We start from the raw sequence: 15,883 nt of genomic DNA on the forward strand, positions 1-15,883 counted from the left end.
GATGCTGTTTCGACTGATCCTGATGCTTGCCCTGTTCGTGCCCGCGCTTGCGCGGGCCGAACTGCGCCTGACCGATGCCGCCGGGCGCGAGGTCGTGCTGCCCGGCCCGGCGCGCAAGATCGTCATCAATGACAGTCTGCTGCTGCTGTCCCTGGCGCTGCTGGAGGACGACCCGGTCGCGCCGCTTCTGGGCTGGGGCGGCGACAACCGTGTCGATGCGGGGCTGCGCGCCGCATTTCGCGCCCGATTTCCCGGCATCGATGCCGTGCCCGAGATTTCGGGCGTCGTGCCGCGCTCGACCTCGGCCGAGCCGATCATCGCGGTGGCGCCCGATCTTTATGTGGTGACGCTGTGGGATTCCGGCTGGCTGCCGCTGGTCGACAAGCTTCAGGCGGCGGGCATCCCGGTCCTGTTCCTGGAAGACCCGGCGGATCACCGGATCGGCCGGATCGAATCCTCGGCCCGCGCGCTGCGGCTGCTGGGACAGGCCATGGGCAGCGAGGCGCGGGCGCGGGCCTATGCCGATTTCGCCGACCGGCGGCTGCACGCCATTGCCGCCCGTATCGGCCCGGACACGGCCCGTCCGCGGGTGCTGATCGACGCCCATGCCTCGGGCGAGTGCTGCGCCATTCCGGGCCGCAACAACATGCTTGCGCAGATGGTGGCGTTGGCGGGGGGCGAAAGCTACGGCTCGGCCGCCGTTCCCGGCTATGACGGCCGCGTGGCACTGGAGCCGCTGATCGCCGATCCGCCGGCGATATGGATCGGCACCGGCGGCGCCCATCTGGCCGGCAGCGGCGGGCTGGTGCTGGGCACCGGGATCGAGCCCGCCGCCGCGCAGGCCTCGCTGCGCCGCGTGCTGGACGGCACGATGCGGCGCCTGATCCCCCCGGTGGCCGAGGGGCGGTCCCATGCCGTCTCGCATCAGCTGGCGATCTCGGCGCTGAACCTCGTGGTGACGGAATGCTTCGCGCGCTGGATCCACCCCGAACTCTTCGGCGCGCTCGACCCTCGGGAAACGATGGCGCGGATCGACGCCGAGTTTCTTGCCGTGCCGTTGACCGGCAGCTTCTGTATCGACGCAAAGGAATAGCATTTGGCCCGCAAGCTTGTCGCCCGCAGCCGTATCGCGCTGTCGCAGCCCGAAAAGACCGTTGCCGCCCTGTGCCGCCATCTGGCCGATCATCATGCCAGCCATCGCCGCGACGGCGACACCCATCACCTGCGCATGTTCGAGGCGTCGGCCCGGCTGCACCTTCGGCCGGCGGCGGCCGAGATCGTGGTCGAGGCGCCTGCGATCAAGCCGCTCTATTTCATGCGGCAGATGCTGGCCGAACATGTGCTGGAATTCGCGGCGCCCGAGGTGCCGCAGATCCGCTGGGAAGGCGACGGGACCGAGCTGCGGCGGCCGCCGAACTTCCAGGTCATGCGCGTCGCCGGGATGCAGGACCTGACGCCGCATATGCGCCGGCTGACGCTGGCCGGGCCGGACGTGTCGCGCTTCGACCAGCTCGATGCGCTGCATCTGAACGTGCTGGTGCAGAAACCGGGCTTGGCCACTCCGCAATGGCCGCGCGTCGGCGACAGCGGGCAGGTCGTCTGGGACGATCCGCCGAACCGCCCGGATTTTCGCAAATACACCGTGCGCAGCGTGGACCGGGTGCGCGGTCGCATCCATGTCGATTTCCTGCTGCACCAGACCTTCGGCCCCGGCTCGGACCTTGCCGCCCGTGCCGCGCCGGGCGACGAGATCGGCATCGTCGGACCTGGCGGCGGCGGGCTGCGGGCCGCCGATTGGTATGGCTTTGCCGGCGACGAGACCGCCCTGCCGGCCATCGCCCGCATGCTGGAGCACCTGCCCCCCGAGGCCAGGGGCCGCGCCCTGATCGAGGTCGAGGACGAGGCGGAAATCCAGCCCGTCGAGACCCGCTCGCAGGTCGCCGTGGACTGGCTGCTGCGCAGGGGCGAGGCGCCGGGCGCGCGGCTGCTGGCCGAACTGCGCGCCACTGTCCTGCCCGTCGAGGGGCGGCGCTATCTTTGGGTCGGCTGCGAATACCGGGCGTTTCGCGACATTCGCGCATGGCAGCGCGATGCGACCGACCTGGGGCGCGACGAGCATCTGATCGTCAGCTATTGGCGGCAGGGCATGACGGCGGAATGACCGGCCCGCCCGCGCCGGCCGGGGGGCCATCGACCGGCGGCAAGGTCGGGGCAGGGCAGATCCAGCGGCGTTTCGTGATCGAGAGCCGCTGTTGTCCATGGCTTCGGAACAACTCGCCGGCGATCCGGCCGGGCATATCCCGCGACACGCCTGGCCGGGGCGAGCGCACCGTATCGAGGCGGCCCGCGGCGGAATGGGAAAAGCCCGAACATTAAGGGACGTTCGAGCCGGACGGGCCGCCTTTGCGGCCCTGCATGTAGCTGAAGTCTAAGAAGTTTTGGCTCCGGCGGTAGGGATCGAACCTACGACCAATTGATTAACAGTCAACTGCTCTACCGCTGAGCTACGCCGGAACACGGGGCGGTGTATAGCCTTGCTCTTCGGGGTCGTCCAGAGGGGTTCGCGCATTTTTTTCGCCCATCCGGAAAATTCCGGCGCGGCCTGTCTCGGGCGCCCTCAATGCCCGGAAAAGACCGAATCCGAGGCGATCGGGCCGGGGGTCGAAACCGCGCCAAGCTCGGAAAGCGCGATCAGATGCGCCAGCACGTTGCGCATCGCGGCCGGAATCATCGCCGGCGGGATCTGGTAGATGCGCCGGGCAAGGGTCTCGGCCGTGGCGGGGCCGTCGCGCAGCGCGGCAAGGATCTGCACCGTGCGCTCGCGCCGATGCGCGGCCAGCTCGGCCAGACGCCCCGAGGGATCGCGCACCGCCGCGCCATGCGCCGGCAGCAACAGCCGCGCGCCCGCCGAATCGAGCCGCGCCAGCGAGCGGAAGTAATCCGCCAGATCGCCGTCCGGCGGCGAGATGATGGTCGAGGACCAGCCCATCACCACGTCGCCGCAAAAGATCGTCTCGTCCTGGCGAAAGGCCAGGTGGCCGGCGAAATGACCCGGCGTGTGCAGCGCGGTCAGGCGCCATTCGTCGGTCTCGACCACCGCGCCGTCGTCCAGCGCGATGTCGGGGGCGAAGTCGCGGTCCAAGCCCTCGCCGCCGTCGATCGCGCCCTCGCGCGCCAGCCGCTCCATCACCGCCGAACGGCCCGCCTCGGCCGGGCCGAAGCCCAGGATCGGCGCGCCCGTCGCCTGTGCCAGCGCGCGGGCACCGCCGGAATGGTCCAGATGCGCATGGGTCACGAAGATATGGCTGATGCGGCCGGGCCCTGCGGCGGACAGGATCGCCTGGCGATGCGCGGCAAGGTCCGGGCCGGGGTCGATCACGGCGATTCGCTCGTGTCCCAGCAGGAAGGTGTTGGTGCCCGGCCCGGTAAAGGGCGAGGGATTGGCGGCGGTGATGATCCGCAGGGCTTTCTCGGCGCTTGTCATACGGCTAACCTAGCCATGGCGAGGCCCGGTTTCCAAGGGCCGGGTGGGGCAAGAGGCGATGAATTTCGACTGGCTGAAACGGACCATGCCGCGTGGGCTCTACGGGCGGGCGGCGCTGATCCTGTTCCTGCCGGTCGTCGTGGTGACCATCGTCGTCACCATCATGTTCCTGCAACGCCATTTCGAGGACGTGACGCGGCAGATGACCTCGGGCATGGTGCGCGAGGTCGCGCTGGTCGCGGCCAGGATCGAGGCGGCGCCGGATGTCGGGGCGGCGCGCGACTCGGCCCGCGAGGTCGCCGACCCGCTGGGGCTGGAGTTGATCCTGCCCGCCGAGCCGGGTGCGGATTGGCGGGCGCTCTACGACCTGTCGGGACGTATCGTCATCGCCGAGCTGCACGAGCGCGTGCCCTCCGTGCAAGCCGTCGACCTGAGCCATCGGCGCGAGGTGCGGGTGACGCTCCGAAGCGGCTGGGGGCATTACCAGCTGATCTTTCCGCGCCTGCGGGTCAGCGCCTCGAACCCGCACCAGCTGCTGGTGCTGATGGTGGGCACCTCGCTTCTGATGACGGCGATCGCGACGATCTTCCTGCGCAACCAGCTGCGCCCGATCAGGCGGCTGGCGCGCGCGGCCGAGGAATACGGCAAGGGGCGGATCATCTCCTATCGCCCCGCCGGCGCCAGCGAGATCCGCAGCGCCGGCACCGCCTTTCTGGAGATGCGCGCCCGGATCGAGCGCCAGAACGAGCAGCGCAAGCAGATGCTCTCGGGCGTGAGCCACGACCTGAGGACGCCCCTGACCCGGCTGCGGCTGGGCCTGTCGATGCTGAGCCCCGACTACCCGCCCGAGCCCGACGAGATCGCGGCGCTGGAAAGCGACGTGGCGGCGATGGGCACCATGGTCGACGCCTTTCTGGACCATGCGCGCGACGCGGCGCAGGATGCGCCGCCCCAGCCGGTGCCGGCGCTGGATTTCGTGCGCGGCATCGTCGCCGATGCGCAGCGCGGCGGGCAGCGGGTGATGCTGCATTCGGTGGCGGGCGACGAGGCCGGCCGCGCCACCTTTCGCCGCGACAGCCTGCGCCGCGCCGTCGAGAACCTGATCGGCAACGCCGTGCGCTATGGCGAGCGCGCCGAGGTCGAGGCGGCGCTGGGGCCGAGCTATTTCCGCATCTCGGTCGAGGATGACGGGCCCGGCATCCCGGCAGGAAAGCGCGAGGAGGCGCTGAAGCCCTTTACCAGGCTCGACCCGTCGCGCAACCAGAACCGCGGGCAGGGCGTGGGCCTGGGCCTGTCCATCGCCGCCGACATCGCCCGCGCCCATGGCGGCCAGCTGCGGCTGGGCGAGGGCGAGCGGCTGGGCGGGTTGCGGGCCGAGATCGTGATTCCGCGCTGAGCGGCGCGGTTGCGGCAGGGAACGTCGCGGGCTAAGGCTGTTACAAAGACATAAGACAGAAGGGATTCCGCGATGCGGGCATTCGTATTTCCGGGGCAGGGCGCCCAGGTCGTCGGCATGGGGCGCGAGTTGGCCGAGGCCTATCCGGCGGCGCGCGAGGTCTTTGCCGAGGTGGACGAGGCGCTGGGAGAGAGCCTGTCCGACCTGATCTGGAACGGCGATATCGAGACGCTGACCCTGACCCAGAATGCCCAGCCGGCGCTGATGGCGACCTCTATCGCGGCCTTCCGGGCGCTAGAGGCCGAGGGTTTCGGCATCCAGGACGCGGATTTCGTCGCCGGCCATTCGCTGGGCGAATATTCGGCACTTTGCGCGGCGGGGGCGCTGAGCCTTGGCGATACCGCGCGGCTCTTGCGTTTGCGCGGCCAGGCCATGCAGGAGGCGGTGCCGGTCGGGCAGGGAGCCATGGCGGCGATCCTGGGCCTTGATTTCGCCGCGGTGGACCAGATCGCGCGCGATGCGGCCGAAGGCGAGGTCTGCCAGGCCGCGAACGACAACGACCCGGCGCAGGTGGTGATCTCGGGCCACAAGGCGGCGGTCGAGCGTGCGGCGGCGCTGGCCAAGGAGCGCGGCGCCAAGCGGGCGCTGATGCTGCCGGTCTCGGCGCCGTTCCACTCGGCGCTGATGCAGCCGGCGGCGGCGGTGATGGCCGAGGCCCTGGCGGCGGTCGAGATCGCCGCGCCCGCGGTGCCGCTGGTGGCCAATGTCCGCGCCGAGCCGGTGACCGAGCCGGGCGCCATCCGGCGGCTGCTGGTCGAGCAGGTGACGGGCGCCGTGCGCTGGCGCGAGTCGGTCGCCTTCCTGGCCGGGGCGGGTGTCACCGAATTCTGGGAAATCGGCGCCGGCAAGGCGCTGTCGGGCATGATCAAGCGCATCGCCAAGGATGCGGTGGTGCGCAACATCGGCGCTCCGGCGGATATCGCGGCGCTGAAGGCGTAAGGGGGCTCCGCCCCCATCCCTGCGGGATTCCCCCGGAGTATTTGGAAAACGGAGAAGGACCTGATGTTTGATCTGACGGGTAAGAATGCCCTTGTGACCGGCGCGTCGGGCGGGATCGGCGGGGCGGTGGCCGAGGCATTGCACGCCGCCGGCGCCACCGTGGCATTGTCGGGCACGCGCGAGGCGCCGCTGCGGGAACTGGCCGAGAAGCTGGGCGCGCGCGCGCATGTCGTCACCGCCAACCTGGCCGACGCGGCGGCGGTCGAGGCGCTGCCCAAGGCGGCGGCCGAGGCCATGGGCTCGGTCGATATCCTGGTCAACAATGCCGGGATCACCCGCGACAACCTGTTCATGCGCATGTCCGACGAGGAATGGGCGCAGGTGGTCGAGGTCAACCTGACCTCGAGTTTCCGGCTGTGCCGGGGGGTCTTGCGTGGCATGATGAAGGCGCGCTGGGGCCGGATCGTGAACATCGGCTCGGTCGTGGGCGCCACGGGCAATCCGGGGCAGGCCAATTATGCCGCCGCCAAGGCGGGCCTCGTCGGCATGTCGAAGAGCCTGGCCTATGAGGTCGCCTCGCGCGGGATCACGGTGAACTGCGTGGCGCCGGGCTTCATCGAGACGGCGATGACCGACAAGCTGAACGACGAGCAGAAGGGCCGGATCCTGGCGCAAATTCCCGCCGGCCGCATGGGTTCGGCCCAGGAAATCGCCGGCGCGGTGCTGTATCTGGCCAGCCCCGAGGCGGGCTATGTCACCGGCGCCACGCTACATGTCAACGGCGGCATGGCGATGATCTGAACGTGGTTTATGCGGGTTGCAAGATCACGTTCGCGTGCTATATCCCGCAAACAAGGCCGCAGGGGAACCGCCCTGGGCTCTGACCGGCAATCGCTGGAACACCTGGGCGGATTGCCCGCGAAAACGAGGAAGAGACATGAGCGATATCGCTGATCGCGTGAAGAAAATTGTCGTCGAGCACCTGGGTGTCGATGAAGAGAAGGTGACGGAAACCGCCTCGTTCATCGACGATCTCGGCGCCGATTCGCTGGATACCGTCGAACTGGTCATGGCTTTCGAGGAAGAGTTCGGCATCGAGATCCCGGACGATGCCGCCGAGACCATCCAGACCTTCGGCGACGCGGTGAAATTCATCCAGGGCGCGGTCTGATCCTGCTCTGAGCAGCTTTCGGGGCGGTGCTTTCGGTGGAAAGCGCCGCCCTTTTTCTTTGGCTGCGACGCTTTGACCCAGCGTCGCGGGGAACCGCCGCAGAGTTGCCTTCGTTTCAAGGGCGAACCTGACGAAGGAGAGTTTCATGGCCGTGAATGTCAAAGGGCTCAGCGACAATGCCCGCAAGACCGCAATCGCCGAGTTGAATGCCCGGCTTGCCGATGCGCTGGCGCTGTCGGCGGCGATCAAGCAGGCGCATTGGAACGTCAAGGGCCGCAACTTCATCGCCGTGCACGAGCTGTTCGACACCGTGAAGGCGCGGCTGGACGAGCATGTGGACATGATGGCCGAGCGCGTGCAGGTGCTGGACGGCGTGGCCGTCGGCACGGTCGAGAAGGTGGCCAAGGCCAGCACCCTGAAGGAATACCCGACCGACCTGACCAAGGCCGAGGACCATATCAAGGCCATCTGCGAGCGGATGCGCGATTACGGCGAGAAGGTCCGGGCCGCCATCGATGCGACCGACGAGGCGGGCGATGCCGATACGGCCGACCTGTTCACCGCCGCCTCGCGCACGGCGGACAAGGACCTGTGGTTCCTGGAAAGCCATCTGGAATAGGCTTTCCGCGTGGTGAACCGGGGCCAAGGCCCCGGTTTGCCGGTTGCGCCGCGGCTTATTTCGGCATCGGCGCCGTGATGCCCTCGACATAGAAATTCATCGAAGAGAGTTCCTCGTCGCTGGCGGCCTGCCCCTCGGCCAGCCAGGGCGTGCCGTCCTGCTTGTTCAGCGGCCCGGTGAAGGGATGGTATTCGCCCGAGGCGATCTGGTCGCGCAGCGCCTCGGCCTCGGCCTTGACCTCGGCGGGCACGGCATCGGTGATCTCGCCGATCACCACTTCGCCGTCGCCGATGCCCAGCCAGACGCCATGGGATTTCCAGGTGCCTTCCAGCGCCTCGCCCACGCGCTTGATGTAATAGGGCTCCCAATTGTCGATGATCGAGGCAAGCCGCGGCTGCGGCGCGAAGTTCGACATGTCCGAGGCCTGGCCGAAGCCGAAGGCGCCCGCCTCTTGCGCCTTGGCCAGCGGCGCGGTCGAGTCGGTGTGCTGCATGAACACGTCCACCCCTTCGGCGATCAGGGCGGCGGCGGCATCGGCCTCTTTCGCGGGGTCGAACCAGGTATAGGCCCAGACCACCTTCATCTCGACATCCGGGTTCACCTTCCTGGCGTGGATATAGGCCGAGTTGATGCCCTGGACGACCTCGGGGATCGGGAAGGAGCCGATATAGCCGATCTTGTTCGACTTGGTCATGCGGCCGGCAATCGTGCCCAGCACCGCGCGGCCTTCGTAGAAGCGCGCGTCGTAGGTGGCGACGTTTTCGGCGGTCTTGTAGCCGGTGGCGTGCTCGAATTTCACATCCGGGAACTTCTTGGCGACGTTGATCGTGGCGTCCATGAAGCCGAAGCTGGTGGTGAAGATCAGCTTATGGCCGGACAGCGCCAGCTGCGTGATGGCGCGCTCGGCATCGGCGCCCTCGGGGACGCTTTCGATATAGGTGGTCTCGACGCGGTCGCCGTATTCGCGTTCCACCGCCTGCCGGGCCAGGTCGTGCTGATAGGTCCAGCCGCCGTCGCCCACCGGGCCGACATAGATGAAGCCCACCTTCAGCTTTTCCTCTTGCGCGAAGGCGGGCAGGGCCGTGCTGGCCACCAGCGCCGCGGCGCTGCCAAGAAGGGTTCTGCGTTTCATGTCATGCTCCTTGCAGGTTGTGCCTATTTCAATGCGTGGAAGGGCCGGCCCAGGCTGGCGGGGGCCGCACCCCCGCCCGAGCGGCCGAATTTCTGCCGGGCCGAGATCAGCACCAGCACGATGATGGTCGCGAGATAGGGCGCCATGCTGAGCAGTTGCACCGGCACCGCGACGCCCGCCGCTTGCAGCCGCAATTGCAGCACGGTGACGCCGCCGAACAGCCAGGCGCCGGCCAGCACGCCCCAGGGGTTCCATTGCGCAAAGACCACGATGGCCAGCGCGATCCAGCCGGCGCCGGCGGTCATCCCCTCGGTCCATTGCAGCACGGTGGCGATCGAGATATAGGCGCCGCCCATACCCGCCAGCGCGCCGCCGAAGCCGATGGCGAGGATGCGCACCCGCCGCACCGGATAGCCGAGGCCGTGGGCGGCGTCGTGGTTCTCGCCCACCGCGCGCAGGATCAGGCCGGGCCGGGTGCGGGAAAGGAACCACCAGACCACGGGCACCAGCGCGATGCCCAGCCAGATCATCCAGTTCAGGCCCAGTGGCCCTGGCATCATCGCCGGGGCCTTCATCCCCTCGTATGGCTTGCCGAACATCGCGGTCAGGCCCAGGCCGAACAGCGTGAGCGCCAGCCCCGTCGCCACCTGGTTCGACAGCAGGAATTGCGTCAGCGCCGCGAATGTCATCGACAGCGCCGCACCGGCAACGGCGGCGGCGATGAAGCCAAGCGCCGGGCTGCCGCTGGCATGGGCGGCGGCGAAACCCGCCAGCGCGCCGGTGATCATCATGCCCTCGACGCCCAGGTTCAGCACGCCCGCGCGCTCGACCACCAACTCGCCGAGCGCGGCGAACAGGATCGGCGTCGCGGCGCCCAGCAGCAGGATAAAGACGGAAAGCGGGTCGATCATCATGCGCGCCTCCGAATGCGATAGCGGGTCAGGATGTCGAAGCCGAGCAGGAAGAACAGCAGCATTCCCTGGAACACCTGCACCGTCGCGGCGGGCAGGTTCAGCATCATCTGCGCCAGTTCGCCGCCGATATAGGTCAGCGCCAGCAGCAACCCCGCCAGCAGGATGCCCAGCGGGTGCAGCCGGCCCAGGAAGGCCACGATGATGGCGGTGAAGCCGTAGCCCGAACCGAAGCTTTCGGTGATCTGGCCGGCCGGGCCCGCGACCTCGAAAAGCCCGGCCAAGCCCGCCAGTGCGCCCGAGACGCCCAGGCACAGCGCCACCAGCCGCTCGGGACGCACGCCGGCGAAACGGGCGGCGCGGGGGGCCGCGCCGGCGGTGCGGATGTGGAAGCCCAGGACATGCCGCGACATGACGAACCAGGTCGCAGCCAGGGCCAGCACCGCCGCCACGCCGCCCCAATGCAGGCCGGAATTGGCGATGAGATCCGGGTTCGAGGCCGCCTCGTATTGCTGCAGGTTGCGCGAGCCGGGAAAGTTGAAGCCCTCGGGGTTCTTCATCGGGCCGAAGGCCATCCAGGCCGCGATGCGCTGCGCGACATAGACCAGCATCAGCGAGACGAGGATCTCGGACGCGCCGAACCAGTTGCGCAGCACCGCCGGGACCATGCCCCAGGCCCAGCCGCCCGCCGCGCCGGCCAGGATCATTGCCGGAAATATCCAGAAGGCGTCCATGGGATAGGCGGCCAGCGCCACCGCGGCGCCGCAGATCGCGCCGATGATGTATTGCCCTTCGGCGCCGATGTTCCAGATCCCGGCACGGAATCCCAGCGCCAGCCCCGAGGCGATCAGGATCAGCGGCCCGGCCTTGACCAGCAGTTGCGGCCGGGAATAGGCGGCGGTGGGGCCGAACAGCGGGTCCCAGAAGATGGTGCGGATCGCGGCCACCGGGTCGAAGCCCATGGCGGCGAACAGGCAGCCGCCGACGATCATGGTGGCCAGCACGGCTAGAACCGGCGTCGCGACCTGCCAGAGCAGCGGCGCCGAGGCGCGGGGCTCAAGCCGGAACATGCGCCACCTCCATGCCATGGGCGCCGCCCAGCATCAGGCCGATCTCCTCGATCGTCAGGCCCTCGGTCGGGCGGGGGGCAGAGAGCCGGCCCTGGTTCAGCGCGCAGAAACGATCCGAAAGCTCCAGCAATTCGTCGAGATCCTGGCTGATGACGATCAGCCCGGCCCCCTGCGCCGCCAAGTCCAGCAGCGCCTGGCGGATCGCGGCGGCGGCGCCGGCATCGACGCCCCAGGTCGGCTGGTTCACCACCAGCACGCGCGGCCGGCCCAGCACCTCGCGGCCGATGACGAACTTCTGCAAGTTGCCGCCGGAAAGCGCGCCCGCCGCCGTATCGGGGCCGGGGGTGCGCACGTCGAAGGCGCGGATCACCTGTTGCGCGAAATCCGTGGCGGCCTTGCGGTCGATGAGGCCGCGGCGGATGAGGTTCTGCCGCGCGCCGGCGGTCAGCAGCGTGTTTTCGGCCAGGCTGAACTCGGGCACGGCGGCATGGCCCAGCCGGTCCTCGGGCGCGGCCAGGAGCCCGGCGCGGCGCCGCGCCTCGGGGCCGGCGCGTGACAGGTCGCGGCCCTCCAGCGCGATGGTGCCCGGTGCGGTCGGGGTCTCGCCCGACAGTGCCGAGAGCAGTTCCTCCTGCCCGTTGCCCGCGACGCCGCCGATGCCCAGGATCTCGCCCGAGCGCAGGGTCAGCGCGACCTCCTTCAGCGCCACGCCCTCGCCGCCCGCCGTGGAAAGGCCGCGAACCTGCAGCACGGGTGCGGCGGGCTTGCGGCCGGATCGGTCCACCAGCCGCATCTCGGCCCCGACCATCATCGCCGCCAGTTCGCGGGCGGAATGGGCGCGCGGATCGACCGTGCCCACCACCTTGCCCTGGCGCAGGATGGTGGCGCGGTCGCAATGGCTGCGGATCTCTTCGAGCTTGTGGCTGATATACAGGATCGCCGTGCCGGCTTCGGCCAGTTGGCGCAGGGTGGCGAACAGGATCTCGGCCTCCTGCGGGGTCAGCACCGAGGTCGGCTCGTCCATGATGAGCAGACGCGGGTTCTGCAGCAGGCAGCGCAGGATCTCGACCCGCTGCCGCTCGCCCGCCGACAGCGCGGCGATGCGGCGCGCGGGGTTCAGCGGCAGGCCGTAGCCCTGCGACAGGTCGGCGATGCGGCGCGAAAGCTCGGGCTGCGGCGGCGGGTTCTCCATCCCCAGCGCGACGTTTTCGGCGACCGTCATCGCGTCGAACAGGCTGAAATGCTGGAACACCATGGCGACGCCCGCGGCGCGCGCCGCACGCGGGTCATGCGGCGCGTAAGGCGCGCCCAGCAACGCCATCTGCCCCTCGTCCGGCCGCACGAGGCCATAGATCATCTTGACCAGCGTGGACTTGCCGGCGCCGTTCTCGCCCAGCAGGGCATGGATTTCGCCGGCCTCGACCGCGAAGGACACGTCGTCGTTGGCGCGCACGCCGGGATAGGTCTTGCCCAGGCCCTCGGCCCGGAAAACATTGCTCACTGTCGCGCGCCTCGCTGCTTTTTGCGCAAGATTAGCGGTTTTCCGCCGGGGGGCAATTGCGCAGTTGGGCAGGTCGCCCCTAGATTGGCGCCATGCCGGAAAATTCTCCCCGATTCATCCACCTGCGCACACATTCCGAACATTCGCTGCTGGAAGGCGCGGTGCCGGTCAAGAAACTCGCCGATCTTGCGGCGCAGAACGGCATGCCCGCCGTGGCGCTGACCGACAGCAACGCCCTGTTCGCGGCGCTGGAATTCTCGGTCAAGGCGCAGGATGCGGGCGTGCAGCCGATCATCGGCTGCCAGGTGACGCTTGCTGCCGAGGCGACCGGCCCCGTCGTGCTCTTGGCGCAGAACGAGGCGGGCTGGCTGAACCTGATGGAGCTTTCCACCTGCCTCTACCTGCGCGACGACCATGCCTTGCCGCATGTGACGCCCGAGGAACTCGCGGCCCATGCCGAGGGGCTGATCTGCCTGACCGGCGGCGCCGGCGGCCCGCTGGGGCAACTGGTGCTGCAAGGCCGACAGGCCGAGGCGCGCGCGCTGGCCGAGCGGCTGGCGGCCGCCTTCCCGACACGGCTTTACGTCGAGTTGCAGCGCCATCACGATGCCGAGGGCCAGCCGGTTCCCGAGGAGACAGGGTCCGAAGGCGGCATGATCGACATCGCCTATGCGCTCGACCTGCCGCTGGTCGCCACCAACGACGTCTATTTCCCCAAGCCCGAGCTGTTCGACGCGCATGACGCGCTGATCTGCATTTCCGAACGCGCCTATGTCGACCAGACCGCGCCGCGCCGCCGGCTGACGCCGCAGCACTACTTCAAGTCCGCCGCCGAGATGGCGACGCTGTTCGCCGATCTGCCCGAGGCGATCCGAAACACCGTCGAGATCGCCCGCCGCTGCGCCTTTGCCGTCAAGAAGCACAAGCCCATCCTGCCGCGCTTTGCAGATGACGAGGTCGAGGAACTGCGCCGCCAGGCCTGGGATGGCTTGCGCGCCCGGCTGGCGGTGATCCCGCATTCCGCGACGGTCGAGGAATACGAGGAGCGGCTGCGCTTCGAACTGGGCATCATCGAGCAGATGGGCTTTCCCGGCTATTTCCTGATCGTCGCCGATTTCATCAAATGGGCCAAGGAACATAACATCCCGGTCGGGCCGGGCCGGGGCTCGGGCGCGGGCTCGCTGGTCGCCTATGCATTGACGATTACCGACCTGGATCCAATCCGTTACAGCCTGCTCTTCGAGCGGTTTCTGAACCCCGAGCGGGTCTCGATGCCCGACTTCGACATCGACTTCTGCATGGATCGCCGCGAGGAGGTGATCCAATATGTGCAAGAGAAATACGGCCGCGACAAGGTGGGCCAGATCATCACCTTCGGCGCGCTCTTGTCCAAGGCCGCGGTGCGCGACGTGGGCCGGGTGCTGCAGCTGCCCTTTGGCCAGGTGGACCGGCTCAGCAAGATGATCCCGGTCGAGGGCGTCAAGCCCGTCAGCGTCACCAAGGCGCTGGCCGACGAGCCGCGCCTGCGCGAGGCGGCCAGGGAAGAGGTGGTGAACCGCCTGCTGGACTATGCCGCCAAGATCGAGGGGCTCTTGCGCAATGCCTCGACCCATGCCGCCGGCGTGGTGATCGGCGACCGGCCGCTGCACCGGCTGGTGCCGCTTTACCGCGACCCGGCATCGGACATGCCGGCGACGCAGTTCAACATGAAATGGGTCGAGCAGGCGGGGCTGGTCAAGTTCGACTTCCTGGGCCTGAAAACCCTGACGGTGATCCAGAACGCGGTGGACCTGATCAACGACGGCGGCCGGCCGCTGCATGTCGCGGCAGACGGGCGCCAGCTTTACGAGCCCGCCAAGGGGGCCGAGAACCAGATCAACGCCATCCCGCTGGACGACAAGCCCAGCTACGATCTTTTCGCCAGCGCCCGCACGGTCGCGGTGTTCCAGGTCGAAAGCTCGGGCATGATGGACGCGCTGCGGCGCATGAAGCCGACCTGCATCGAGGACATCGTGGCGCTGGTGGCGCTGTATCGTCCCGGCCCGATGGAGAACATCCCGACCTATTGCGAGGTGAAGAACGGTCTGCGACCCCTTGAATCCATTCACCCTTCGATCGACGACATCCTGGCCGAGACGCAGGGCATCATCGTCTATCAGGAACAGGTGATGCAGATCGCGCAGGTCATGGCCGGCTATTCGCTGGGCGGCGCCGACCTGCTGCGCCGCGCCATGGGCAAGAAGATCGCCGAGGAGATGGCCAAGGAACGGCCGAAATTCGTCGAGGGTTGCAAGGCGCAGGGAATCGACACGAAGAAGGCCGGAGAGGTCTTTGACCTTCTTGAAAAATTCGCCAATTACGGCTTCAACAAATCGCATGCGGCAGCCTATGCCGTGGTCAGCTACCAGACCGCCTGGCTGAAGGCCAATCACCCGGTCGAGTTCATGGCCGCGGTGATGAACTGCGATATCCACCTGACCGACAAGCTGGCCGTTTACAAGCGCGAGGCCGACCGGATGGGGATCGAGACGGTGCCGCCTTGCGTGAACCGCTCGGAGGCCCTGTTCAGCGTCAAGGACGGCAAGATCCTCTATGCGCTCGGCGCGCTCAAGGGCGTGGGCGTCGAGGCGATGAACCTGATCGTGCAGGCGCGCGCCGGGCGTCCCTTTGCCGACATGCACGACTTCGCCCGCCGCGTGGACATGCGCCGGGTCGGCAAGCGGCCGCTGGAGATGCTGGCCCGCGCCGGCGCCTTCGACGCGCTGGAGCCGAACCGGGCGCGGGTGCTGAAATCGCTGGACGGGCTGGTGGCCTGGTCCACGGCGGTGCAGGAGGCGGCGGCCTCCAGCCAGTCCTCGCTGTTCGGCGGGGGCGAGGATCTGCCGCCGCCGCGTCCGGTCGCCGCGCCCGTCTGGATGCCGGCCGAGAAGCTGGCCGAGGAACATGCGGCGGTCGGCTTCTACCTTTCGGGCCATCCGCTGGACGACTATCAGCCGGCGCTGCGCCGCAAGGGGGTGCAGACGCTCGCCGAGGTGACGCAGGCGGCGGCCGACGGGGCGCTGGTGGCGCAGCTTGCCGGCACGGTTGCGCATCGCCAGGAAAAGAAATCTGCGCGCGGCACCCGCTTTGCCTTTGTCGGCCTGTCCGATCCGACCGGGCTTTACGAGGTCACGGTGTTCTCGGACACGCTGGACGCCCATCGCCAGCATCTGGAGCCGGGTGCGAACGTGGTCTTGCAGGTGCAGGTCGAACCTTCGGGCGATCAGGTCAAGCTGCTGGCGCGCTCGGTCATGCCGCTGGATCAGGCGGTGGCCGATGCCGGGGCGAACCGCCTGGCGGTCGAGATCGCCGGGCTGGACGCCGTGCCCGGCATCGCCGAGGCGCTGGCCCGCATCCAGGCCGAGCTCAACGCCCCCGCTCGCGCCCGCGGTCCCATCTCGCTGCGGCTGAAGGACGGCGCCGATCTGGTCGATATCGAGATCGCCGAGGACGCGCCCCTGACCACCCCCGCCCGCCAGGCGCTGCGCGTCGTCCCGGGGGTGCTGGAGGTGGTCGAGGAGTAGGGGGCTCGGGCGGGGGCGGCGTGGCTTTGAGCCCCAT

General features: G+C 68.7%; 13 protein-coding genes and 1 tRNA gene. 8 read left to right on the top strand and 6 right to left on the bottom strand.

The window, feature by feature from the left end; all coding sequences use genetic code 11:
* Position 1 precedes the first annotated feature (1 nt).
* Together BLT64_RS04730 and BLT64_RS04735 are read left to right on the top strand one after the other, a co-directional pair.
* The gene (locus tag BLT64_RS04730) at positions 2–1,093 is read left to right on the top strand and encodes an ABC transporter substrate-binding protein (RefSeq protein ID WP_011748069.1); all 1,092 of its coding nucleotides are present in this window, start codon (positions 2–4) and stop codon (positions 1,091–1,093) included.
* A gap of 3 nt (positions 1,094–1,096) precedes the next feature.
* A complete protein-coding gene (locus BLT64_RS04735; RefSeq protein ID WP_011748068.1) occupies positions 1,097–2,161 on the top strand; it encodes a siderophore-interacting protein in 1,065 nt (354 codons plus the stop codon).
* Between the two features lie 278 nt (positions 2,162–2,439).
* Here the strand turns inward: BLT64_RS04735 and BLT64_RS04740 are convergent.
* A tRNA-Asn gene (locus BLT64_RS04740) sits at positions 2,440–2,514 on the bottom strand.
* Positions 2,515–2,617: 103 nt separating this feature from the next.
* Positions 2,618–3,484: an MBL fold metallo-hydrolase gene (locus BLT64_RS04745; protein ID WP_011748067.1), complete on the bottom strand. Its 867-nt coding sequence runs from the start codon at positions 3,482–3,484 to the stop codon at positions 2,618–2,620.
* 58 nt (positions 3,485–3,542) lie between these two features.
* Between BLT64_RS04745 and BLT64_RS04750 the strand changes: the two genes are divergently transcribed.
* The 5 genes from BLT64_RS04750 (at position 3,543) to dps (ending at position 7,669) form a co-directional block, all read left to right on the top strand.
* Positions 3,543–4,880 carry an ATP-binding protein gene (locus BLT64_RS04750; RefSeq protein ID WP_011748066.1) on the top strand — a complete coding sequence of 446 codons (1,338 nt, stop codon included), beginning with the start codon at positions 3,543–3,545 and terminating at the stop codon, positions 4,878–4,880.
* A 72-nt stretch (positions 4,881–4,952) separates the two neighbouring features.
* On the top strand, positions 4,953–5,879 hold the full coding sequence (fabD, locus tag BLT64_RS04755; protein ID WP_011748065.1) for an ACP S-malonyltransferase: 927 nt from the start codon (positions 4,953–4,955) through the stop codon (positions 5,877–5,879).
* Positions 5,880–5,942: 63 nt separating this feature from the next.
* Entirely contained in the window at positions 5,943–6,680 is a 738-nt protein-coding gene (gene fabG, locus BLT64_RS04760; RefSeq protein ID WP_011748064.1) for a 3-oxoacyl-ACP reductase FabG, read from the top strand.
* A gap of 136 nt (positions 6,681–6,816) precedes the next feature.
* The gene (locus tag BLT64_RS04765; protein ID WP_011748063.1) at positions 6,817–7,050 is read left to right on the top strand and encodes an acyl carrier protein; all 234 of its coding nucleotides are present in this window, start codon (positions 6,817–6,819) and stop codon (positions 7,048–7,050) included.
* Between the two features lie 127 nt (positions 7,051–7,177).
* Complete coding sequence (gene dps, locus BLT64_RS04770) at positions 7,178–7,669, top strand: DNA starvation/stationary phase protection protein Dps (RefSeq protein ID WP_260155105.1); 492 nt, start codon at positions 7,178–7,180, stop codon at positions 7,667–7,669.
* A 55-nt stretch (positions 7,670–7,724) separates the two neighbouring features.
* Here dps and BLT64_RS04775 read toward each other — a convergent pair whose 3' ends face one another.
* The 4 genes from BLT64_RS04775 to BLT64_RS04790 are packed head-to-tail and all read right to left on the bottom strand — an operon-like array spanning position 7,725 to position 12,283.
* Positions 7,725–8,801, bottom strand: a complete 1,077-nt coding sequence (locus BLT64_RS04775; RefSeq protein ID WP_011748061.1) for a BMP family ABC transporter substrate-binding protein — start codon at positions 8,799–8,801, stop codon at positions 7,725–7,727.
* Positions 8,802–8,824: 23 nt separating this feature from the next.
* A complete protein-coding gene (locus tag BLT64_RS04780; protein WP_011748060.1) occupies positions 8,825–9,715 on the bottom strand; it encodes an ABC transporter permease in 891 nt (296 codons plus the stop codon).
* The gene (locus BLT64_RS04785) at positions 9,712–10,782 is read right to left on the bottom strand and encodes an ABC transporter permease (RefSeq protein WP_011748059.1); all 1,071 of its coding nucleotides are present in this window, start codon (positions 10,780–10,782) and stop codon (positions 9,712–9,714) included. Before BLT64_RS04785 ends, BLT64_RS04780 begins: the two co-directional genes overlap by 4 nt.
* Positions 10,769–12,283 carry an ABC transporter ATP-binding protein gene (locus tag BLT64_RS04790; RefSeq protein ID WP_011748058.1) on the bottom strand — a complete coding sequence of 505 codons (1,515 nt, stop codon included), beginning with the start codon at positions 12,281–12,283 and terminating at the stop codon, positions 10,769–10,771. The genes BLT64_RS04785 and BLT64_RS04790 overlap by 14 nt, the downstream gene beginning before the upstream one ends.
* Positions 12,284–12,375: 92 nt before the next feature.
* On the opposite strand from BLT64_RS04790, the gene dnaE reads away from it, so the two are divergent.
* Complete coding sequence (dnaE, locus tag BLT64_RS04795; RefSeq protein WP_011748057.1) at positions 12,376–15,846, top strand: DNA polymerase III subunit alpha; 3,471 nt, start codon at positions 12,376–12,378, stop codon at positions 15,844–15,846.
* Positions 15,847–15,883: the final 37 nt, after the last annotated feature.

Origin of the sequence: Paracoccus denitrificans (genome assembly GCF_900100045.1) — a bacterium.
GTDB lineage: Bacteria > Pseudomonadota > Alphaproteobacteria > Rhodobacterales > Rhodobacteraceae > Paracoccus > Paracoccus denitrificans.